Annotated in this window: 15 protein-coding genes and 6 pseudogenes; 4 read left to right on the forward strand and 17 right to left on the reverse strand. The window is 64.0% G+C overall.

Annotated features, from left to right (window positions below; all coding sequences use genetic code 11):
• Window positions 1–491 precede the first annotated feature (491 nt).
• Window positions 492–2,813, forward strand: coding sequence for a glycosyltransferase family 4 protein (locus KZO24_RS23780; protein ID WP_271184318.1), 2,322 nt, complete (start codon window positions 492–494; stop codon window positions 2,811–2,813).
• Window positions 2,800–4,109: pseudogene (locus KZO24_RS23785) on the forward strand (glycoside hydrolase family 130 protein). Before KZO24_RS23780 ends, KZO24_RS23785 begins: the two are co-directional and overlap by 14 nt.
• A gap of 352 nt (window positions 4,110–4,461) precedes the next feature.
• Here KZO24_RS23785 and KZO24_RS23790 read toward each other — a convergent pair.
• The 5 genes and pseudogenes from KZO24_RS23790 to KZO24_RS23810 form a co-directional block, all read right to left on the reverse strand.
• A complete protein-coding gene (locus tag KZO24_RS23790; RefSeq protein WP_486487323.1) occupies window positions 4,462–4,998 on the reverse strand; it encodes a TonB-dependent receptor in 537 nt (178 codons plus the stop codon).
• Window positions 4,999–5,012: 14 nt separating this feature from the next.
• The gene (locus KZO24_RS23795) at window positions 5,013–6,047 is read right to left on the reverse strand and encodes a Ca2+-dependent phosphoinositide-specific phospholipase C (protein ID WP_271184315.1); all 1,035 of its coding nucleotides are present in this window, start codon (window positions 6,045–6,047) and stop codon (window positions 5,013–5,015) included.
• Between the two features lie 102 nt (window positions 6,048–6,149).
• Window positions 6,150–8,798, reverse strand: coding sequence for a TonB-dependent receptor (locus tag KZO24_RS23800; protein WP_271184314.1), 2,649 nt, complete (start codon window positions 8,796–8,798; stop codon window positions 6,150–6,152).
• A 96-nt stretch (window positions 8,799–8,894) separates the two neighbouring features.
• Window positions 8,895–9,670 (reverse strand): annotated as a pseudogene (locus KZO24_RS23805) (IS5 family transposase).
• Window positions 9,671–9,945: 275 nt separating this feature from the next.
• Window positions 9,946–10,790, reverse strand: a pseudogene (locus tag KZO24_RS23810) (oxidoreductase).
• 94 nt (window positions 10,791–10,884) lie between these two features.
• On the opposite strand from KZO24_RS23810, the gene KZO24_RS23815 reads away from it, so the two are divergent.
• Window positions 10,885–11,430, forward strand: coding sequence for a TetR/AcrR family transcriptional regulator (locus KZO24_RS23815; RefSeq protein WP_486487324.1), 546 nt, complete (start codon window positions 10,885–10,887; stop codon window positions 11,428–11,430).
• 251 nt (window positions 11,431–11,681) lie between these two features.
• On the opposite strand, the pseudogene KZO24_RS23820 reads toward KZO24_RS23815, so the two are convergent.
• The 6 genes and pseudogenes from KZO24_RS23820 to KZO24_RS23845 form a co-directional block, all read right to left on the reverse strand.
• Window positions 11,682–11,810 (reverse strand): annotated as a pseudogene (locus tag KZO24_RS23820) (FecR domain-containing protein); the annotation flags it as partial.
• Between the two features lie 58 nt (window positions 11,811–11,868).
• Window positions 11,869–12,629, reverse strand: a pseudogene (locus KZO24_RS23825) (IS5 family transposase).
• 29 nt (window positions 12,630–12,658) lie between these two features.
• Window positions 12,659–13,147, reverse strand: a complete 489-nt coding sequence (locus tag KZO24_RS23830) for a FecR/PupR family sigma factor regulator (protein WP_271183675.1) — start codon at window positions 13,145–13,147, stop codon at window positions 12,659–12,661.
• Window positions 13,140–13,535: a sigma-70 family RNA polymerase sigma factor gene (locus KZO24_RS23835; protein ID WP_271183674.1), complete on the reverse strand. Its 396-nt coding sequence runs from the start codon at window positions 13,533–13,535 to the stop codon at window positions 13,140–13,142. The genes KZO24_RS23830 and KZO24_RS23835 overlap by 8 nt, the downstream gene beginning before the upstream one ends.
• Before the next feature lie 205 nt (window positions 13,536–13,740).
• Window positions 13,741–14,184, reverse strand: coding sequence for a hypothetical protein (locus tag KZO24_RS23840; protein ID WP_486487325.1), 444 nt, complete (start codon window positions 14,182–14,184; stop codon window positions 13,741–13,743).
• Complete coding sequence (locus KZO24_RS23845; protein WP_486487326.1) at window positions 14,174–14,482, reverse strand: hypothetical protein; 309 nt, start codon at window positions 14,480–14,482, stop codon at window positions 14,174–14,176. The genes KZO24_RS23840 and KZO24_RS23845 overlap by 11 nt, the downstream gene beginning before the upstream one ends.
• Before the next feature lie 392 nt (window positions 14,483–14,874).
• On the opposite strand from KZO24_RS23845, the pseudogene acpA reads away from it, so the two are divergent.
• Window positions 14,875–16,523: pseudogene (gene acpA / locus KZO24_RS23850) on the forward strand (acid phosphatase).
• Between the two features lie 36 nt (window positions 16,524–16,559).
• Here acpA and KZO24_RS23855 read toward each other — a convergent pair.
• The 6 genes from KZO24_RS23855 to KZO24_RS23880 form a co-directional block, all read right to left on the reverse strand.
• Window positions 16,560–17,708 carry a class I SAM-dependent methyltransferase gene (locus KZO24_RS23855; RefSeq protein WP_271183671.1) on the reverse strand — a complete coding sequence of 383 codons (1,149 nt, stop codon included), beginning with the start codon at window positions 17,706–17,708 and terminating at the stop codon, window positions 16,560–16,562.
• Window positions 17,705–18,037: a hypothetical protein gene (locus tag KZO24_RS23860; RefSeq protein ID WP_271183670.1), complete on the reverse strand. Its 333-nt coding sequence runs from the start codon at window positions 18,035–18,037 to the stop codon at window positions 17,705–17,707. Before KZO24_RS23860 ends, KZO24_RS23855 begins: the two co-directional genes overlap by 4 nt.
• Before the next feature lie 23 nt (window positions 18,038–18,060).
• On the reverse strand, window positions 18,061–19,428 hold the full coding sequence (locus KZO24_RS23865; RefSeq protein ID WP_271183669.1) for an MFS transporter: 1,368 nt from the start codon (window positions 19,426–19,428) through the stop codon (window positions 18,061–18,063).
• 63 nt (window positions 19,429–19,491) lie between these two features.
• Window positions 19,492–20,040: a hypothetical protein gene (locus tag KZO24_RS23870; protein WP_486487327.1), complete on the reverse strand. Its 549-nt coding sequence runs from the start codon at window positions 20,038–20,040 to the stop codon at window positions 19,492–19,494.
• Window positions 20,041–20,054: 14 nt separating this feature from the next.
• Complete coding sequence (locus KZO24_RS23875; RefSeq protein ID WP_486487328.1) at window positions 20,055–20,912, reverse strand: phytanoyl-CoA dioxygenase family protein; 858 nt, start codon at window positions 20,910–20,912, stop codon at window positions 20,055–20,057.
• A gap of 13 nt (window positions 20,913–20,925) precedes the next feature.
• Window positions 20,926–22,008, reverse strand: coding sequence for a DUF3089 domain-containing protein (locus KZO24_RS23880; RefSeq protein ID WP_271183666.1), 1,083 nt, complete (start codon window positions 22,006–22,008; stop codon window positions 20,926–20,928).
• Window positions 22,009–22,069: the final 61 nt, after the last annotated feature.

The raw sequence follows: 22,069 nt of genomic DNA on the forward strand, positions 1-22,069 counted from the left end.
GCGTTGTCTAAACGGCGATGCGATAGTTGCTCGGCAGCCACTCCCGCACCCGACCCTTATCGGTCGTTCGGAGGCGATTTTTCGCTGCCCAGGTACGGGCGGACAGCTTTCCGTTTTTAGCAAGGCGCGGAAATAACTTCCTTGAGGCGCGGTGATCGTCGGACTCTGAGGGTTTATCGGACTTCGGTTTGGGGAATTCGGCATCAGGTGGCAGTCGTTGGCGGACAGAACTGCAGCGTGGCGGATTCCTCGCATAGCTAGGCCCTCGCTATTAGTTCTGGCAGACGAACCAGATTGTACGCCGCAACGGTCAGCGTGAAGTTCCATTTTACGCGGTCTTGCCCTCGATGCCAGGTCTTGCACTTGTTTCTGGCTTCCCATCATTCCGGATCGCACATGCATCGGACCGTCTCATTTTGCAGCGCGGCATGAAACTGAATCGACGCCGGTGACTTGAGGAGAGGTGTTCATTTCTCGTTCAAGGTCTGCACATGGTACGCTTGCCGTTTTCCCAAGACCCTGAGTTCGGGCGCGAAGTCGCTGACATCCATTCCATCTTCGAGGCTAGTGGCACAAAACCTCAAAAACAGATGCGTGTGGCACTTGTAGGCAATTTCGTCCCTCGCAAATGCGGTATCGCCACGTTCACGACCGACGTATTTGAGAAGCTTTGCGAATTTCATCGGGAAATCGCGGTGGACGTTTATGCGCTGGATGATTCGGAAAGCCCTCTTGAATATACGGACGTAGCGGACACCATCGCGCGCAGCGATCCGCAGGATTATGCCCGCGTCGCCCGCCGGATCAACGAGTCCGGGGTAGATGCAGTTTGGCTTCAGCACGAGTACGGCATCTTCGGCGGGCGTGACGGCGAGATGGTCATTCAGTTCGTCGATCTGCTGGCCGCACCTTTGGTGCTTACCCTCCACACGGTGCTGGGAGAGCCTTCCGCGCGCCAGGGCCGCATCCTGCGCCATCTCGTGACCCGCGCCTCGCGTATCATGGTGATGTCGCGTCACTCGCGCGACTTGCTCGAGAGTGAATACGGCGCACCGCCAGGCATTCTGGAAGTTATCGACCACGGCGCGCCAGACCGGCCATTCGGCCGCCAGGAAGAATTCAAGTCGATGCTGGGCTTGTCAGGCCGCAAGGTGCTCATGACATTCGGACTGCTTGGCCCCGGCAAGGGGCTGGAACACGCGATCCGCTCACTCCCCGCGATAGTGGCACGCCACCCCGAGGCGCTCTACCGCATCGTCGGCGCAACCCACCCGAACCTTGTTGCCGAGGAAGGCGAGGCCTATCGCGACAAGCTCATAGCCTTGGCCGAACATCTCGGTGTCGCCGATTACATCATTTGGGACAACCGCTTCCTCGACACGCCTGAATTACTCGACCAATTGGAAGCGTGTGACATTTACCTCACGCCCTATCCGGGGCTGGAGCAATCCACATCCGGAACTCTGAGCTACGCGGTGGCGCTGGGCAAGGCTGTCATCTCAACGCCCTATGTCCATGCGCGCGAACTGCTTGCGCAGGATGTCGGCCGGCTGATCCGCCCGCGCTCGAGCGAAGCCATTGCCGAAGCCGTCAATGCCCTGCTCGACGCGCCGGAAGCGATGGCCGCCATGCAACGACGTGCCTACGGCCGCGGGCGCGCCACGATCTGGCCGCAGTTCGCCGAGGCCTCCGCGCGTTTGGTCGCTCGCGCGGTCGCGCCCCAGCGGGCGGCGCCGCCAGCCACCGCCATTCCGGGGCTCGCCGCAGTGCTGGCGATGAGCGATGCGACAGGCATGCTCCAGCATTCGATCGGCGTGGTTCCAGACCGCCGCCACGGCTACTGCCTCGACGACAATGCCCGCGCGCTCATGCTGATGAACGTGGCGCAGGGTCTGTCCGCAGCGGAGCGGATGAAGTGGACGCTCACCTATGCCGCCTTCGTGCAATCCGCCTGGAATCCAGATCTCGGGCGTTTTCGAAACTTCATGCGGTTCGACCGCAGTTGGTGCGAGGATGAAGGCTCCGAGGACTCGAATGGGCGGGCGATCTGGACACTGGGCGAGACTTATGCGTGCGCACCCGATGACGGCGTCGCTGACTGGGCGCTTCATCTCTACGACGATGTGAACAAGAACATGGCGCCACTGGGATCACCCCGAGCAATCGCTTTTGCCATGCTTGGCGCCTGCGCCGTACTGCGCCGCGATCCGGAGCACCGCGCCTCCCGCGATGCTGCCGCGCGCGGCGGCGACATCCTGATGCGTCTTCTGGGCGAAGGGCGGCGGCCGGACTGGGCGTGGTTCGAAGCCGTGATCGGCTACGACAATCCGCGCCTGCCGCAGGCCCTGATCGAAGCCGGCGCATTGCTGGGGCAGGAACACTGGACCGACGCAGGACTGGAAACGCTGGAATGGATATGTGCCCAGCAGGTCTCGGCGAAGCGCCAGTTCCGGCCAATCGGCTCGGAAAGCTTCCATAAGGAGCACAATTACCTGCCTTTCGACCAGCAGCCGCTGGAAGCGCAGGCGGCGATCGAGGCTGCGGGCTCGGCATGGCGCGTAACCGGCAACACATTCTGGCGCGAGCATGCGATGATGGCATGGCGGTGGTTCTTCGGCGACAATGACCGGGGTGCGATCCTTGCTGACATTGCGACGGGGCGTTGCCGGGATGGGGTAACTCCGCGCGGTGCCAACGCGAATTGCGGTGCGGAATCGATACTGGCCTTTCAGTTGTCGCATTATGCGCTTATGGAAATGCTCCCTCTGTCCACCCCGCTCCCGCGGGAAGGAGGAATGCTTGAACCGGCCTGAAAATGTTTGGTCTGAGCCGCTTCGTATCTTCGAGACGCGTCTGCACGCCGATCCGGCGCGCGTGGTTATACGCCCCTTCCATCTCGGCTGGCAGGCGAAGAATGCGCCCGGAGGTCGGGCGCTGGCCCTGGTGGATGACATCGCCGCGCTCACCGAGGAGCGCGCTGCGCTAGAGTACGAGCGCGTGCTGCGCGACTTCAAGGAACGCCACTGGCAGACCGAAAGGATTTTCGCCTGCCGCTTCGATGAAGTGGCAAGCAACCTTGGCCTCGATCCCTCCCTGTTCTCGGAAACCAAGCAGCGGCTGATCGGCTCGTATTTCTGCCATGAGTATACCTTCGCCGCAGCTGCGCTCATGAATCCGTCGATCGTCCCTTCCCCCGACCAGACAGGACTGCATGGCGGCTGCGTGCGCTTCATCATGAGCCTGCGCGCGGTGGGCGAAGGCCACATCAGCTCGATCGCCTTTCGCGAGGGTATCGCGGAATGCAGTGGCGATTTCCGGCTCTGGCCCCAGGCCGCCTTCGCGACATCGGTGGAACTTGACGAGGAAGACCAGTTCGATGCCGACTGTTCGGTGTCGGTCCACCGCCACACGGAATCGAGCCTGTCCAACACGGTGATCTTCCCGATAACCGAGCAGCAGCGCGGCGGCCTGGAGGATCTGCGCCTGGTGCGCTTCGATCATGGCGGCGGCGATTTCGAATGGGTCGGTACCTACACCGCCTATTCCGGCAGTTCGATCCGGTCGGAATTGCTGCGCACCCGTGATTTCCAGCGTTTCGATCTCGAACCGATCCGGGGAAGGCGGGCCGCAACAAGGGCATGGCCCTGTTCCCTAAGAAGATCGACGGACAATTCGCCATGGTCGGGCGGCAGGACGGCAAGAACCTGTTCCTGCTCAAATCGGACACCATCGATACGTGGGACGACGAGGGCGTGTTGCTGATGGAGCCCAAGTACCCCTGGGAATTCATCCAGATCGGCAATTGCGGCAGCCCGATCCCGATCGATGAAGGCTGGCTGATGTTCACGCACGGAGTCGGCGCCATGCGCAAGTATGCCCTCGGCTGTGCGCTGCTCGATCGTAGCGACCCCAGTAAGGTGCTCGCTCGTACGCCCGAGCCGGTGCTCACGGCGGAAAATGCGGACCGTTCGGGTTACGTGCCCAATGTCATTTACACTTGCGGCGCGCTCAAGGTCGAGGATCGGTTGCTGATCCCCTATGGAATATCCGACAGTACCGTGGGCTTTGCGACCTGTTCGATAGAATCCCTGCTTGCGATGATGGAGTGAACTGGGAAACAGGCGAGGACGTTGTTCGAAAAGGCGAACTTCAAGTAATCAGTGCGCCGATACAGCGCCAGTGCGAACCAACCGGAACGATTGGTAGCATCGCTTAATGAGGGAATGTCGGCTATCCAATATTCAACCGAAATCGGCGGGTCGAAGATCCCAAATTCAGTCGTGCAGGTCGATGGGAGCGAGGACCTGCTGAACGGCAGGTTCTGTGAAAAACATCTGCGAGACCAAACGACTTGAACGGGTGCAAGCAAGTATTCTGCCGTCGACCCTTCTAAGTCCCTCAGCACCACAATTTCGTTCACTACGTTCGGACCGTCCGCTACTCCGGCGGGTGTCGACAAAACTAGGCCCTCTGTAGCATGCCAGATGCATGGCTAAATTTGCCGCTGATCGGGAAGCAGCATGAGGCCGGGGCGATTGGCCGACACGCTGCGCTGAGAGGACAGGATGCCCTCGATATCCTGGTATTGGTATGCTGCAACGAGAGCGCCGCTGCTCCAGATCTTTCCTGCGACGAGGCCGTATTGCTGGCGCCAGCCGGCTCCGTCAGTGGCGCCCCCAGATCGGCGCGGGCTTCCACACCGTCAAAGTCGCGCCGCAGGATGACATTGACGACGCCCGCCACCGCGTCGGCCCCGTAGATCTCGGAGGCGCCATCGGGGACGACCTCCATTCTCTCGACGATGCCAAGCGGTATCGCGGAGATATCGAGGCCTTGCCGCGATCCGGCACAGGCAGCGCGGCGCGCAGATCCCGTGCCGCATGACCAGCACGGCCTGTCCGTCACCAGATCGGGACGAACCGGTTCACGCGCCGCCGCCGGCTGGACCAGCCCGACTGCTGCTAATGCCGGAACGGCGAACTTGCGCCAGCCTTTCATCTCAGCCTTTCATCTCAGGGCTTGATCGTACAGGCGCTGGTCACGCGTACCGGATTGCAGCGCGCCATGGCACCGTCCGGCAGGGTCACGCTGAAGTGCAGGCCAAGCGGATCGGGTGCGCCCGGATAATAATCCGTGCTCACCGCTTGTGCGCCGCTTTGCTCCGCCGCCTGTGTCTTGGCGAAGTCATGAGCCCGCGCCTCGACCGTGTTGGCGTCGGTGCGGGTGCGGATGATCACGCCGGATTTCACCCAATCACGGATCTTCGCCCCGTCTACGAGCGGATCCTGCACGATCTGGATCGCGCTTTCCGCCTCGCCATCGGGATACCAGCCGAACATCGCCCGGCCGCGCAGCGAAGGATGGCCCGAACGGTAAGCGTCCGAAACGGCACTGCGCACATCGAACAGGACGTAGATGCGTCCTCGCGCTGCCTTGAGGGTCGGCCAGCCGGTGGTCTTCACCGCCTGGGCCAGAGTGGCGGCCTTGCCGCGCACCTCGTCAGGCGTGATGAGCCGCTTGCCGGGCAGCGCCTTGCGGATTTCCGCGTCGAGTGCATCGAGCAGTCCCGCATCGTCGAGCGGTAGGGGCTGCGTGAGGCCGTGCGTGTTGGGCGTGTCGGCGGCATTGAGGGTTATCATGATCGGCAGATGGCCGGGATGCGCGCGCGACCAGGCATCTACTTCGCCAAGACACCGGATTAGTGTGGCGCAGACGACGTGATAGTCGACATCGGGGATATGCTGGACCTTGAAGCCCTGCTTCAGCATCGCCGCCTGATCGAAGCCATCCTCACGTGCGTGCGCCCGTTCGGCGTCCGAAAGCAGCGCCTCGCCCTTCGGGTGGGCAAACCGGCCACCCTTGGGGTCCGCGAATATGTCGATTTCCAGCTGCCGGACGCCTGCGTCGAGCTGGGCGCTCAGCGGCAGATGGTAATAGTCCAGCGCCTCGGCCATCTTCGGATCGCGGCGGCGCAGTTCAGCCATGATAGCGGCTGGAATGCGCGTCTTGTAGCTGTTGTGCGAACCAATGACCTGAATGTCATTCATCCGCAGTGCTTCGCCCTCACCCGCAGAGGCCGGGGAGGCCGAAGCCCCCGAACGCTAGTGCCGCCAGCAGGATTGCGGTGCTTTTTGCCCTGACGCCGCGCATCAGAATTCGGCCCGCGCGCCGAACAGGATCGTGCGGCCGTAATCGTTGATGTCGCCGTAGCGGATCGGCAGGTCGTTGTAGGTGTACTGGCGGGCCTTGGCGATGTTGATCGCTTCCAGGCTGAGCGTCACGTTGCTGGTCAGGCGATAGGCCAGCGAGCCGTCGAGCGAGCCGAACGAGGCGGTGTAGGTCGGCGCCTGCGTGGTGCTGCCAGTGCCGGACAGATAACGGTCGCGCCAGACGTAGGACAGGCGGGTCGAAACCGGACCCTTCTCGAAGAAGCCGACCACGTTGAAGCTGTTCTTCGACAGGCCGATCATCTCGTCCTTGATAACGCGCGAACCGGCGGTGTAGTTCGCCTTGACCGAGGTGCGGGTGTACGACGCCTGGAAGCCCAGGCCGTCGAACGGCTGCGGCAGGAAGGTGAATACCTGCTGGTAGGCGGCCTCGAAGCCGTAGACCTTGGCGTCGCCGCCGTTGACCTGCGTGCTCAACTGCACCGTGCCGCGGCCCGGAATGTCGATCGGCACGTTCTGCTGGGTGATGTAGTCATCCATCGCCTTGTAGAACACCGCGCCGGTGAGCGAGCCGGACTTGTTGAAGTACCATTCCAGCGAACCGTCGAACTGCGTGGCGAGGAACGGCACGAGGTCCGGGTTGCCGCCACTGGCGGTCGGCGCGTCGGTCGAGATGGTGATGCGCGGGGCGCTGTCGGTCACGTTCGGACGGGTCAGTACGCGGCTGGCGCTAAGGCGACCGATGAACGACGGCGTCAGTTCGGCGCGCAAGTTGAAGCTGGGCAGGACGTTGTTGAACGTCTTGGGATAGCTCACCGGGGTGATCGTGTTGCCGGTGCGCAAGTTGCCGCTGGCGATCTGATCGGTGTGGACATAGCGCAGGCCCACGTTGCCGGTGATCGAAACCGAACCCAGCGAGAAGTCGTAGTCCGCACGCACATAGGCGCTCAGAATCTTCTCGGTGGTGCGGAACGAAGCGGCGAGGTCGGCCGGGGTCAGCGCCGAATTTTCGACATCCGAAGTGAAGAACGCATCCAGATAGGCGCTGGTCACCGGCACCAGGAAGTTGCGCGGGATGTTGCCGCCAAGGCCGCCGAGGTAATCGTCGAACGGCAGCTGCTCGTAGGCGCCCGAACCGAGGCTCGACAGCGGCGTGCCCGCCACGGGGTTCACGATGAAGTCGCGGCGCGAATAGTCGCGCTTGCGGAACTGATACTCGCCGCCGACCGCGATCTTCGAGAGGAAGCCGTCGAAATCGTGCGCCACGTCGCCGCGGGCGTAGAAGTTCCAGTCCTTGCTGTTCTTGGGCGCGATGTTGAACTGGTACAGCTGGTAATTGGCGGGGTTGGTCGGATCGACGGTGGTGTTGAAGTCCGGCACTTCCTTGTAGCCGCGCGTCGCATCGTACGTCAGCGGCGCGAAGAACATCGCGCGGCTGCGCACGGTGCCGACGTCGTAGCTGGGGTGATAGCTGTGCGCGTAGGACCAGTTCACCGTTCCCGCGACATGCCAGTCGTCATGGTCCCACGTCTGGCGCAGGCCGACGTTGAACAAGTCGTGGCGGTTGAGGCTGTACTCGCGCGAGGCCATGAAGCGCACGTCGTTGATCGTCGCCTTCACCACGGTATCACCGTCGATCACGGTGCTGCCCGGCACGATGGTCGGGCGGTGACCGGCGACGCTGGTGTCGTCGGGATAGATGTCGAGGCCGAACTCGTCGTAAGCCACGTCGAGGCGGGTGGCGAGGACGTTCAGCGTCGTCGTCATCTCCGGGTTCGGGCGCCACTGCATCGACAGCATGCCCGAAAGACGCTCGCGCTTTTCGGTCTCGACCGTGGCGCGGGTGCGGGTGGGCAGGTAGAGCCCGGTCTGGCCCAGCTGCGAGGCGAAGCGGTCCTTGTACCAGCCGGCGTTGTACCAGCGGTCGTTGCGCACGTCCTTGGCCCAGTACTGGGCACCGACGAGGATGCCGAAGGTGTCGTCCTTGTTGACCCAGCTGGTGATGAGCGTAGCGTTCGGCTTAACCTTGCCGGTCTGCTCGGTATACGTGCCGCGCAAGTTGAGCGTGGTCTTGGTGCCGACGTCGAAGGGCTCGAAGGTCTTGACGTTGATGTTGCCGCCCAGCGCGCCCTCGGTCATGTCGCCGGTGGGCGTCTTTACCACGTCAATGCTGGAGGTGAACTCGGCAGGGAGCATCTCGAAGCGGAACTGGCGACCGGCGGCGCCGCCGTTCTCGATCACTTCGTTCACCGCCACCGGGCTGCCGTTCAGCAGGGTGTTCTGGAACTGCGGGCCAAGGCCACGAACGCTGACGTTCAGGCCTTCACCGCGCGGACGGGTGATGGCGACGCCGGTGACCAGCTGCAGCGCTTCAGCGACGTTCTGGGTGGGGAACTTGCCGATGTCGGTCGAATTGATCGAGTCCACCTGGTACGACGCGGTGCGCTTCGCCTCGGTCGCGGCGCGCAGGCTGCGAGCGTAACTGCCGGTGACAACGATGTCCTCGCCGTTGATTTCGCCTGCCGTTGCTGACGTCGGTGCCGGTATCGTCTGGGCCGAAGCCGAAGCGGCGACGCAGGCGAACAGGATTACCGACGCTGACGACGCCAGCGCACGCTTGGTGATACGCATTGAGATTTGCCCCGAAATGAATGAATTCGTTTGCAGGGGCAGCCACTAGGCGGCGAGAATGACAGTTCCGCGTCCCGGCCATGACGATTCGATGAATTATGATATAAATGAGAAATATTTCTCTTTGTAGCTAAGGCTCAGGACTGATTGATTGATCCAGAAGGTGATGGTTGCGGCAATGCAGATAGCGGAAATGATGGTGCGCGCGCATTGGTCGTAGCGAGTATGGATGCGGTGCCAATCCGTGAGCCTGGCGAACATGTTCTCGATTCTGCGGCGTTGGCGATTGAGCATAGCATCATGTGTTATAGGGACCTTTCGGTTCCTCTTTGACGGGATGCAGGCGGTGATGTCTGCGCTCTGCGAGCGCCTTGCGGAACCAGTCGGTACATAGCCTCAGTCGCCGAGCAGAGCTTTGGCGTGAGGCAAGGCGTCGAGCATCAAGGCAGCGCCTTTGAAGTCGCTCATCTGTCCCTCGCTGAGCAGCATGATCAACGGCATGCCTCTGCCGTCGCATACGATATTGGAACTTGAAGTTCAGGCCGCCTCTGGTGCGTCCGATACTTCGGGGGAACAGCCCCTTTTTGAGTAGGCTGGCGGCTGTTCGGTGCGCTTTCAAATGGGTAGCATTGATCATTAACTGGTCGGGCTTGCCGCCCTGCGCCGAAAGGGCGGCGACGATCTTTAAATACCCCGAGGCGGCTCCAACGAACAAAGCGATTGTAGATCGTCTTGGGTGGACCATAGTCGGCAGGAGCATCGCGCCATCGCAAGCCGTTCCTGATAACAAAGACGATGCCGCTGATGATCCGGCGATCATCCACTCGTGGCAAGCCGTGCGACGGCGGAGAATACGGCTCGATCCGGCGCATCTGCGCCTCCGAAAGTCAGATCAGATCACTTATCGCAACGCCTCCTTGCGCCACCATTAAATCAACCGATCTTCTGCTCTGCAAAACATTTTAATAGCTCCTGAGCCTAGATAAGTGATGCCGGAGCAGAACGGGGAGTAATCCGGCCATGACGCGCGAACATTTAGGCCGCCAGCGGAATGCGGGCAGGCTGCCGAGCGTATGCACCCTGCTCAAGGGCGCTATTCAAAACATCGTCTATCTCTTTCGCTTAGGGGACGATCGGTCCTTAACGGTCAGAGCACAAAGCTAGTGGACTGCGACAGCCCGCGCCACTGCGCGATTTCCGCTTCCATGCCGTCAAGTTTGCTTCGGACGAGGTCCAGCGCATCGTGCCCCAGAAACAGGCGCGTCGGCGGGGCTGGCGCCTCCACCAGCGCCAGCAAAGCCCGCGCCGCACGCGCCGGATCGCCGGGCTGGTGCCCGCTTTTGGCCTGACGCGCTACCCGGATAGGGTCCATGATCGCGTCATAGTCGGCAATGCTGCGCGGAGCGCGGTCCATCGACCGCCCGGCCCAGTCGGTGCGGAACTGGCCGGGCGCCAGAGCCGTCACCCGGATGCCGAAGGGCGCTACTTCCTTACCCAGCGCTTCGGAAATCCCTCCAACGCGAACTTGCTTCCGCAATAGAAGCTGATGCCGGGCATGGTAATGAACCCGCCCATCGACGTCACGTTGATGATATGGCCGCGCCGCCGCTCGCGCATGCCGGGCAAGAGCGCCTTGATCATTGCCACGGGGCCGAAAACATTAGCGGCGAACTGGCGTTGCAGGTCGTCCATCGACGATTCCTCCAGCGCCCCCTCATGGCCATAGCCGGCATTGTTGACGAGCACATCGATCGGTCCGACCCGCTGCTCTGCAGCCGCCACCATGTCCGCAACCGCGTCCAGATGCGTCACGTCCAGCAACAACGGATGCGTCCGGCCGGGCGCAAGCGCCGCAAAGCTCTCGGCATCGGCGGGTGTCCGCACAGTGCCGATGACGACATGATCGGCGCCCAGCGCGCCCTCGGCAAAGGCCCGGCCCAGACCCGAACTGACGCCGGTGATCAGGAAAGTCTTTGGGATGGCTACTGACATGGCTTACTCCATGATTCGAACATCAACTATATCATGATATATTTATTGAGATGACGTCCATCAAGCCCCCTCGACCGGTTCGCGTGGTGAACCGGTGCGCAATCGAGTCATCGATGCGGCCGAGCACCTGCTGCGCGATGGCAAAGCGGAATTTTCCATGCGTGATCTGGCGACGGAAGCGGGTGTCAGTTTCGCCACACCGTTCAACCAATTCGGCAGCAAGGCCGCGATCATGCATGCCCTGTCGGCGCGGCGGATCGCAACCGCGACCCAGAGGTTCGCGGACAAGCCCCGCCTTGACAATGCCGGCCAGCGCGTTTTGCTGGCGGTTGCCACGATGGTTGAGTTGATGTTGGAAGAACCGCGTGTGAACCGCGCGGTGATGGGATGGCTCGGCACGTCGGGGCCGACACATGGCGAAGTGCTGGCGCAGTCCACCGCCCTATGGACCCTGGCGCTCGGGACGGGCGAGGGCCTGAGCGAGAACGGACAGGATCAAGCGCTACCGGCTTTGGCAAGGCACCTGGCCTTCGCCTTTCGCGGCGTGTTGTCCTTCTGGACTGCTGGCGAACTACCGGACGAGGAACTCGCAGCCAATGCCCGCAACGTGGCCAGCGCCTTGCTGAAGTTGCCCAGCTGAATGACTGACCGGCTAAACGTCAGCGCCGCAAAGCGCGCCTGCCCCAGCCGCAGCGGCGCCGCGCTGTAGCGGCCGAGGCGCTCGACCGCACGCCCGAGCGGCATTACCCGCGCATCGAGCCAGTCGCTCTGCCAGTCCCCTGCAGCCGGATCGAACGTGCCGTGGCCGGTGATCGCCGATGCCCCGACCATGGCCCATTGCCGGGCCGGAACCACCAGCCCAGATGCGGCCTCGAGCCCGACTTTGCCCGAGAAGACCCGCAACTCGCTGCCGTCGCCGCTGTGATCGACGCTGAAGCTGGTGCCGAGCGCGGTCATGCGGGCCTGCGACGTGTGTACCTCGAAGGGGCGCTCCGGATCGTGCCGAACGTCGTATCGCGTGGCGGCCCCGCGCGAAGTCTACAGCCACGCGCGAGGACGCATCTAGGGCGTAGACTCATTACCCGTTGCACCAGAGACGTGCGCAAATGAGCTTGATGGCCGCGAGATAGTTGGCAGCGTCCTTGTCGTATCGCGTGGCGATGCCCCGGAACTGCTTGATCCGATTAAAGAAGCGCTCGACGAGATTACGCTGGCGGTAGAGCCATGACGAGAAGCCGAAGCGCTGCTTACGGTTGGAGCGGTTGGGAATGTTGGCCCAGATGTTTCGGGCCGCCGCCGCCTCGCGAATGGTGGTGCTGTCATAGCCCTTGTCGCCGAGCAGGGTAGCGCCCTCGGGGATGGCCTCTATCAGCGCTTCAGCTTCGCACGCATCATGGACCTGCCCACCCGTCAGTCGCAGGCCGACAGGACGTCCATCAGCGTCGACAAAAGCGTGGAGTTTGGTCGTAAGGCCGCCCCGGGAACGTCCCATGCCATGATCGCTGCATTCCCCTTTTTGCCCGTCGCACCGTGCTGGTGGACGCGCATGCAAGTAGAATCGATCATCACCAACTCGCCGTTGAAACCGGCGGAAACCGCCGCCAACAATCGGTCCCACACTCCGGCCTTTCGTCAGCGGATGAACCGGTTGTAGCAGGTCGTCGATGGACCATAGCGCTCAGGGACCTCTGCCCACGGCGCACCAGAACGGAAACGCGAGAGTATCCCGTTCAGCACCCGGCGGTCATCGACGCGGGGTACTCCACGCGGCTTGTTGGGCAGCAACGGCTCGATGATGAGCCATTCCTTGTCCGTCAGTTCATACCGCCGCCGCGTCATACGCCCTCCGTTTCCGAAGGCCGTCTGAATCACGCCAAGGCCGACAACTCAACCCGATTTATGAGTTCACGCCCTAGTGACAGCCCCGAACCGTCGGGCAGCACCAGCCGACGCCGTTGCCCTACCGCACTGGCAAAGCGCTCGGCGCTTGCCGAAGCCTTATCGCCCGCGCGACCGAGAAGCCAGTATCCGGCCGCAGGCAACGCGATCGCACCCGCAATCCCGGCCGCGATAGCCTGTCGGCGCGCGAGCATCGGCTTGCCCTTGCGCCACGCCCCGGGCCATCGCACCGCAGCGGGACGGGTCGAAGGCAGGGCAAGCCCCTCGGCGCCGTCCTCGAGCGCATCGACCAACGCGGTATCGCCCATCATCCGGGCCATCCGCGCGAAGGCGCGCGCATTGTCGGGCGAGGCGTCCAGCCATGCCTTCAGTTCCTGCCGATCGGGCGCGGTCAGTTCGTCGAGCCGATCCACCCAGTCGGCGGCGGTTTCCCGTATCGGGGCCTTGCGTTCATCCATGCCTGTCGTGCCCTTCACTCTCCCCATCGAGGTCGTCTTCGAGTGCCAGCGCGAGGTCGGCCATCGCCCGCACCAGGTGCTTTTTCACCGCCTCCACGCTGAGGCCGAGTTCCCCGGCGATCTCCTGCCGCGAACGGCCGTCCATAAGCCGCATCCGAAACACCGCGCGCCGCGCCGGGGTCAGCCGTGCCAGCGCCGTCTCGAAGCGTTCGTAGCGCTGACGATAATCCAGTACTTCGTCGGCGAGCGGCAGGCTGCACATGAGGTCCAGCATATCGACATCGCCGATCCGCTGTGCCTTGCGCGCGCCCGCAATGATGACCGAGTCCGCAACCCGATAGGCATAGGCGAGCGGATGCTCGATCGCCTGCCGCCGCTCCTGCTCCATGACCCTGATTCCTGCACCACGCCCTCCAAGCCGTCCGGATCGCGCACGCGCTTGCGGACATAGCTGCGCAGCCGTTCCATGCCGCCCAGCAGGGAATTGCCGGCCTTGCTCATCAGCATTGCGCGGCTCTCCTCCGGCGGCTGAAACCTCCGCGCCGCCCCTGCAGAGCGTACAAGGCCCCCGGCGGGGCAGGACCGCGACGAAATCAGTAGGCATAGCGCATCCCCAGCGCGACCGTCCGGCCGCTGCGCGTGCGCGCGAGCAGACGTTTGGCGGTGCGGTCGGTATATTGCTCGATCGGCGTATCGGTGATGTTGCGCGCCTCGACCGAAGGCTGCAGGCCGGGGCGCAGCATGGCATGGGCCGCGAAGTCGATCGTCGTGCTCCCCGGATCCGCGTACCGATATTGCCGTTGTTGCCCACTCCGTCGCGATACGTGCCGCGATAGGCTAGGGCGACGCGCGCATCCCAGCCGTTTCCGGTGTAGTAAGAGCGTGGCGTTGCCCGACCAGCGCGAAAGGTCGATCAGCGGCAGCGACACGGCGGTATCGTCGTAGATCACTTCGCTGTGGCCCGAGGCGAAAGTCGCATTCGCCTGCACGCCGAGCCCGTCGAACGAGGCGGGCAGAAACCGCAGGTCACGCTGCACCGCCGCCTCGACACCGAGGATCGAGGCTCCTGAGCCATTGAGCGGACGCACCACGTTGTAGAGCGTATCGGCATCGGCCGGGATAGAGGAACGCCGTCGGCAACCCGGTCTGCGAATAAGGCATCAGCGTGGTGGCCGAGGTGATGAACGGATCCATCCGCTTGTAGAACGCCCCTAGCGAGGCATAGCCGTCACGGCCCATGTAATGCTCTACAGCAAGGTCCAGCGCCGTCGCGGTGCAGGGGCGCGGCGATGGGTTGCCGGTCTCCACCGTGCCGCCGAACGGGGTAGAGTTCACCGACGCCGGTGCGCGCAAGTCGGAGACATCGGGCTGGTTGACATCGCGGATGCGCCGCAGCGTAAGATCCCGTGCGACGGTCGGCGGGGGAGAGCGGCCGGCAGCGGAAACGGGGACAGAAAAAAGTTGTGAAAGTTCAAAGGCTTATTTATTACATTTTTGCCACATTGTGATTTTAAAATATACATTTAAATAAATATCTTAATATTCTCGATAAATATTATAACAAGAGAAATAAAAACTAACTGACAATCTACGCATTAATTTTGAAATTCACCTCAATCGAGCATAAGCGTTCACGCGATTCAAACGCTGACGCACTTGTCGGATTTGCGATTGACGAAGCCCCTTGCCTCGGCCCAGACGACAGGCAAAGTCGCACTACCGAGGACATCCATGACCAAGCCCGAATCCCCCGCCCGGGTTCGCTCAATCCCGATCGCCGCCAGTTCCTCGAAGGGCTTGCCGTCCTTGGCGCAGCCACGGCGGCAGGTGCTCCCGCCGCCGAAGCTCGCACGACCAAAGCCGCGTCGCACGGTGCGGTCAGCGACGCCCGGCTGCGCGAAGCGATCGATACGGTCGTGGTGATCTACGCGGAGAACCGCAGCTTCAACAACCTCTTCGCCGATTTCCCCGGCCTCCAGCAGCCGCTGTCGAAAGTCCCGGCCGAGCGCTCTGCCCAGCGCGACCGCGATGGCAAGCCGTTCGAGACATTGCCGACGATCTGGGAAGGCCTCGTTCCCGACAGGCAGGTGGTCGAGCATACCGAGTACCTGATCGGCCCCGACGACCTCGCCCCCTGCCCAATGCCCCCTTCGCGCTGAAGACCAAGGAGGGTGACCCTCTTCCGCATGGCGTCGTGACCCGCGACCTTGTCCATGCGTTCTACAACAACCAGATGCAGATCAATGGCGGGCGCAACGACGGCTTCGTCGCCTGGGGCGACAGCGGCGCGCTGGTCATGGGTCACTATGGCGACAGCCGCGCACAGTTGCGCCTCTGGCAGGTGGCGCGTGAGTTCACCTTGTGCGACAACTTCTTCATGGGCGCTTTCGGCGGCTCGTTCCTGAACCACCAGTACCTGATCGCGGCGCGTCCGCCCTTCTACACCGATGCGGACAAGAGCCCCGCCGCACGCAAGATCGCCCAGGTCGAAGGCGATGACCCCACCGGAATCCGACTGAAGCTGGAAGCGCGCAGTCCCGCCAGCGCGATGGACGGTCCGCCGAAATTCGTCCCCAACACGTTGTCGCCGGATTTCTGGGCGGTGAACACGATGCTGCCGCCTTACACCCCCACCTACCTGCCCGACCCGGAAAAGCCCGGCTATGCGGACTGGTCCAACGGCAGCACGCTGATCCCGCAGGATCACCGGACCATCGGCGACATGCTCTCCGCGCGCGACATCGGCTGGGCCTGGTATGCTGGTGGGTGGAATTCAGCGCTCGGCAAGGACGCTTCGTTCCCCGCCCGGCCCAACCTGCAGCCGCATCACCAGCCGTTCAACTATTATTCCCGCTTCGCCCCCGGCACGAAAGACCGCGAGGAGCACCTGCGCGACGCGGGCGAGGGCAGCACCGCGCGCACCAACCGCTTCCTCGCCGATGCCGAGGCGGGCCGCCTGCCGCCCGTCAGCTTCTACAAGCCGCAGGGCAACCTCAACATGCACGCGGGCTATTCCGACATCGACGCGGGCGACCGTCATATCGCCGCAGTCATCGACGCCCTGCGCGCCAGCCCGCAGTGGGAGCGTATGATGATCGTCGTCACTTTCGACGAGAACGGCGGCTGGTGGGACCACGTCGCCCCGCCCAAGGGCGACCGCTGGGGACCGGGCACCCGTATCCCGGCCATCGTCATCTCGCCGCGTGCCCGCAAGGACTTTGTGGATCACACGATCTACGACACCGGATCGATCGCCCGCTTCCTCACCCGTCGCTTCGGGCTCGCCAAGCTGCCGGGTCTGGCGATGCGCGAAGAGGCGATGCGCGCGGCCGGCGGCGTCGCTCCGGGAGACCTGACCGGAGCGCTCGATCTCTGATCGGAGCGCCGGTCAGGCCCCGGTTCAGGCCCTGCTTCAGGCCACTCCGGAAGCGACGAACCACGAACGGAACACGCCTTCGCTCTCCGGCCCGTACCGGAACGGACCGCTGCGCGCCGCCGGGCTGGTCGCCTGATAGCCGGTCTCTACCGAGGAAAACCCGGCCGCCTCGAACAGCGAGCGATAATCCGCGCTGAGCGCACCGCGCCAGTTCGGCTCGTTGTTGTACTGCGCTTCCAGTTCGCCTGACAGTTCGACCCATGCATCGGAATTGTCGTGCAGCAGCGGCACCTCGAGGTGGACCGCGACGCCGCCCGGACGCAGCAGGCGGCGGCTTTCGGCAATGATCGCCATCGTCGCGGCCTGCGACGTTTCGTGGAACATCACACAGCTGAACACGAGGTCGAAGCTGCCGTCCTCGAAGTCGGTCTTCTCCGCGCTCTGCTGCGAGAAGTGGACGCCCGCGCCCAGATGCTCGGCGCGGGCATGGGCGTAGCGCAACATCGATGCGCCGACGTCGATGCCGTGGACTTCGGCGCCCGGGAAGCAGGTCGCGGCGGGCACCGTGCTGGTGCCGATGCCGCAGCCCATGTCGAGGATGCGTCCGGGGTTCAGGTCCGGGAAGCGGGTGAGGACGTGCGCCATCGCGGTCTGCCCGCGCAAGTCGTTGAGCATGCCGCCGTTGCGTCCGAGCATGTAGACCGCGCCGCCGCGATCCATCATCGCGCCCTGCAGGATCGAGCCGTCATCGTGCGCATTACCGCCCGGCATCAGGTGAATGTCGCCGCGCCGGATGTAGTCAGGCACCGCGAAGTCAGGATCTGTGCGCACCGAACCCAGCGGCGCCTCGATCGCGGCGAGGTCTTCGAGGTCGCCCGCCTGCCGCTCGACGCTGGCGGCAACGCTGGACCACAGCTGGCGCTGCGATTCCCGCTTGAGCGAGAGCCAGGTCGAGAAGCTCTCATGCTGCCCCATGCGTTCGCGCAAGGCGGCGGCGGTGTTGTTGGCACCGGCGCTGGCCTTCTGCTCAGCGGCGGCGATGCGGGCCTGCACCGGCTCGATCTGGCTCATGACGTAGAGCTTGAGATCGCGCACGAAAAGCTGTTCGGCCAGTTCGTCATGGCTCGGTACCGCGATCAGCGGGTGGTCGAGCTGGGCACGGCGTTCGGACATCTGTTCGCTCACGGCAGGGTCTCCTCGGCAGGGGCGTTCATTGCGGCCAGTTCCGCCTCGGCGGCTTCGCGCAAGGGGCGGAAGACCTTGTCGAGCGTGGCCTTGCGCAGACCTTCGCGCTGCGCGGCGGCCTCCGCATCGGGTTCGAAAGCATCGACAGCACCCGCGGGCAACGTGCCCGAGGCGGCCAGAAGCCGCTCGGCAGCGTCGAGGCGGGCGCGCAGCACGGTCACTTCCGAAGTCAGGCCGACGATCATCGCCAGCAGTTGCTCGTCCATCGGTCGGCTGCCGTCGATGGCGTCGAGCCGGTTGGGCGTGCGGGGCAGGGATTTACGCGTCATGACTCGGGGAAGCTCTTTTTGCGTCAGTTGGACTGTACTCCGACTGGCTGCAACGTCGAGGCGGGCGGCTCAACCGCATCCTCGGCTGTCTCCGGCAGGCGATAACGCAGCATGATGATGCTGGCGATCACGGCGGCGAGCGCGGGCACCAGCGAGACGGTGACCATGATGCCGGTTTTGACGCTCGCGGGCTGCTCCTCCGCCCCGGCGCCGGTGGAGGAAACGAAGCCGGTCCAGCTCATGATCGTGCTGAACAGGAAGATGCCGAACGCCGACGTGCCCTTCTCCACCATGACGAAGACGCCCGCGAGCATGCCTGCGCGGTTCTCGCCCTGGATGCGGCGGGAATAGTCCATGGTGTCGGTCAGCACGGTGTAGAGGCCGAGGAACACCCCGCCGCTCGCCGTGCCGGACAAGGCGCAGGCGATGTAGATGAGCGGGAAGGGCGAACCCGACGGGATCAGTGCCCAGACGGTGTAGGCCACCGCGCACAGGCTGCCTGCGCTTACCAGAGCGTTGCGGCGCCCGAAACGGCTGGCCATGCGGACCCACAACATCTGCGAGATCACCATCATCGCCGTCTGCACGGCGAAGATCGTGCCGAGCGCGGTGTCGGTGACGTGCAGGACGTGGCGGGTGTAATAGGGGATCGCGGTGATATGGACCGCAAGGCCCGAGAACAGGATCAGCTTGAAGCCCATCAGGCACAGGAACGGCTTGTTGGACCACAGCGCCGCCCATGTCGCCGCGAACGATCCGGTGGGCTTCTTCTCCGCCTCTACCGGGTGGCGCTCCTTGAGCAGCAGGAACGCGGCGATCCCGCCGAGCGCGATGGCAATGCCCAGCACCAGCGCGACATGACCGTGCCCCGCGCGGTCGCTCCCCAGCCGCGCCAGCAGGAACGGCGCCGCCGAGGTCGCCGCGAAGCTGCCGAGCGAGGAGCCATAGACGCTGAAGGTCATCAGCCGCGAACGGGCGTGGAAATCGTCCGTGATCGCGCGCCCGATCGCCAGATAGGGGATGCGAAACATGGTGTAGGCGGTCGAGTAGAGCAGCAGCGTGAAGCCCACGTAGAGCCACATGTTGTCACCCTGCAGCCCGCCCGGCACATTGAAGAGCAGGATCATCGACAGGCCTGCCAGCAACCCACCGCCTAGCAGGTAGGGCCGGAACTGGCCGAAGCGCGTGCGGGTACGGTCGCCGATGTAGCCCATCAGCGGATCGGTCATCGCATCGTAGATCTTCGCCGCGACGGTCAGCATCCCGGCCAGCGCGATGGCGAGGCCGAGCGAGTCAGTCATGAATCGCAGGTGCAGCAGCCCTACGGCGCTCACCAGCGCGGCGGAAGTGAACGAGCCGATCGCCCATCCGATGTACGCGCTCTTCTTCATTCCGGCACCTCCGTGAATGGTCTCGACCTGCATGATGCCGTCACTGGTCGGTCCACACCCTGGTCATGTCCGAGCTGCCGACCTTGGGGCAGCCCTCCCTGGGCAGCTGGACCGCGACCATGAACGAGCCTTCCGGGCCGGACTTCGAGATGTGCCCCTCCCCGTGCAATCCTCAGCATAGGCGAGGTCGCCGTGCTTCAGTTCGTACTCGGTGCCGTCGTGCAGACCGATGATCATGGAGCCGAACAGCGGGATCAGCAGGGTCGGGTTGTTGGCGACATGGAAGCCGAAGCCCGCATTGGGCTGCGAACCGCCAAGGGTCACGCGAAAAGCCGTGCGGCGCAGCAGCGTGGCGATCTCCTGCCCGCGCGGCTCCACCACGTCGAGCTGTTCGGCGCGGGTGAGGCCGTCCGGGCCGGAGTAGAGGTGGAACACCCGCTTGATCCACGGCATCGGATCGCCGGTGCCCTTGAATTCCATCGGGAAGCCCTGTCCCGGCAGCGGCTTGACCGCTGCGGGAGCCTCGGCCGCATCGGCGTAATGGGACAAGCCCATCATCGCCATCAACATGCCGCCACCGGCAAGGAAATCGCGCTTGCTGTGCGTCGTCATCGCGGGCGATCTCCTCAGGCGGCTTCGCGGCGGGCGGGAGCGAAAGCGCGAGGCTCGCTCTCGGGACGCTGCCAGATCAGCGGCAGGTTCTCGCTGGGGGCGGGGTGGACGCCCTCGGGCTGGGCAAGGACGTCGACGCCCGGCACCGGGGTCAGGCCCTCGCGCGGGCACCAGTAGCTGTCGTCGCCGATCATGCGCATGGCAAGGCCGGTGCGCGCGAGGGTGTCGGGATCGTTGCCCTTGGAATAGTGCGGGATATCGACGTGGAACAGCACCGCGTCGCCCGGCTCCAGATCCCAGGTGACGAAGCGGAACGGGAAGTCCGGATTGTCCCGCTCGGCCTGGAAATCGGGAAAGCGGAAGGTGCCGTCACCCGCCGGGCCGAAGCGCGATCCGGTTTCGATGCAGAACTTGTGATAGCCCGCGACGAACTCGATCTGGCCGTTCTCCCTGTTCACCGGCGAAAGCGCGACCCACAGGTTCGGGATCATCGTGCCGGTGAAGGGCCAGAGGTGGTCGGCGTGCCACTGCATGATCGAGGGCGAGAGCGGCGGCTTGCGGAACAGGTGATCGTGGAACATCTGCACGTTGTCCGCGCCGATCACCCGGCCGACGATCTCGCCTGCGGGCGAGTTGAAGACGAAGTCGCGGAACGGGCCGGGCTTGCGCCACAAGTGCGCGACCGAGATCATCGCCCCGTGCGAGGGGCCGGTCTGGCCGTAGGCCTCGGGATCGCTCTCAACCGCGCGCGCCGCTTCCTGCATCTTCGCGATCCATTCGGCGTCGAACATCTGGCGCAGGCAGACCACGCCGTCGCGGGCGTAGTCGTCGATGTCCTGCTGCGTGACGGGATTGAGAGGTTCCTTGTTCATCGTCTTTCTCTTCTCAATTTGCGGAGGGCCGGGGTGTTGATGGCCGGGGATGGGCTGCAAGCCATGCGCGGGCGCGCAGGATCGCGTTCTGGCGCACGTCCTCGTAGAAAAGGCCGAGGTCGTGGTAATGCATGCTGTCTCCCGGCAGCGGCTTGAGGCCAAGCGCGGGATCGGGATCGACCACTAGCAGCCCACGTTCGCACTTCGCGGAGACGGCGTGGGGAACGATGGCCTTGATGGCGCTCTCGTCAGGCGCGCCGGGAACGGCACCCTTCGCGGCATCGCGCGGGGCGGCGGGCTGCGAGCGGTCGAAGGTCAGCGGATTGATGCACAGGATCGTCGGATCGGCGCCCTGCGGCAGCACCGTGCGGTTGTAGGCTTCCGCGAAGGACGCCGTTTTCGCAAGGTCGGCGCTGGGCAGGATCGAACTCCAGTGCACCACGCAGCCGATGCTGTCGGGCTTGTCGCACATCTTCAGCTTCGAGTCCGGCCGGTCGTACTTCGACGCAGGGAAGGTGATGCCGACGTCATACGCCGCCACCATGCGCGCGGCGAGCGGCTTGCCGTCGATCTCCTCGTCCAGCAGCCGCTCGAGATGCGCGGCGCCCTGGCTGTGGCCCACGAGGATGAAGGGGCGGCCCTTGTTGTAGTGGTCGAGGTAATAGCGGAACGCGCGCTTCACGTCGCCATAAGCGAGCGCGAAGGCATCCTCGCGGATCTTGCCGCCTTCCTTCTGCGCGCCGCTGGTCGCCTGGCGATAGCGCGGGGCGAAGACGCGGCAGCAGCCGTTGAACACCCCGCCCTGCCGCGCGATAACGCTGCCGTCGGTCCAGGCGTTAGTCGCCTTGTCCGACACCGGCTGGTTGTAGCGATCCATCGAGCGATCGGTGGTCGGGTGGATGTAGAACACGTCGACCGGCAGGTTCTGCCGCGCCGTCGATCCCGGCGCGACCGCTGCGGCGGCGCCCTCGTTCCGGCCGTCAGCGGCCCAGCTGGATGCGCGGGCGTAGTTTGGGGCGGGTGGTACTTGCGCCATGAGAGGCGCGGCTGAGGCAAGGCCGGCGATGGCCGTCAGGATTCGGAATAGAGGCTTCACGTCCGCTCGTTCTCTTGTCTGAAGAGGAGATGGAGCCGGGATTCGGAAGGCCTCGCCGATC

This window comes from Novosphingobium sp. NFX11 (genome assembly GCF_057376415.1).

Coding starts and splice junctions, on each gene's coding strand:
- KZO24_RS23835 (WP_271183674.1), bottom strand. CDS start 13,535: ATGGAGCAGGAGCGGCGGCAGGCGATCGAGCATCCGCTCGCCTATGCC.
- KZO24_RS23800 (WP_271184314.1), bottom strand. CDS start 8,798: ATGCGTATCACCAAGCGTGCGCTGGCGTCGTCAGCGTCGGTAATCCTG.
- KZO24_RS23830 (WP_271183675.1), bottom strand. CDS start 13,147: ATGGATGAACGCAAGGCCCCGATACGGGAAACCGCCGCCGACTGGGTG.
- KZO24_RS23860 (WP_271183670.1), bottom strand. CDS start 18,037: ATGACGCGTAAATCCCTGCCCCGCACGCCCAACCGGCTCGACGCCATC.
- KZO24_RS23795 (WP_271184315.1), bottom strand. CDS start 6,047: ATGAATGACATTCAGGTCATTGGTTCGCACAACAGCTACAAGACGCGC.
- KZO24_RS23865 (WP_271183669.1), bottom strand. CDS start 19,428: ATGAAGAAGAGCGCGTACATCGGATGGGCGATCGGCTCGTTCACTTCC.
- KZO24_RS23790 (WP_486487323.1), bottom strand. CDS start 4,998: ATGAAAGGCTGGCGCAAGTTCGCCGTTCCGGCATTAGCAGCAGTCGGG.
- KZO24_RS23875 (WP_486487328.1), bottom strand. CDS start 20,912: ATGAACAAGGAACCTCTCAATCCCGTCACGCAGCAGGACATCGACGAC.
- KZO24_RS23780 (WP_271184318.1), top strand. CDS start 492: ATGGTACGCTTGCCGTTTTCCCAAGACCCTGAGTTCGGGCGCGAAGTC.
- KZO24_RS23870 (WP_486487327.1), bottom strand. CDS start 20,040: ATGACGACGCACAGCAAGCGCGATTTCCTTGCCGGTGGCGGCATGTTG.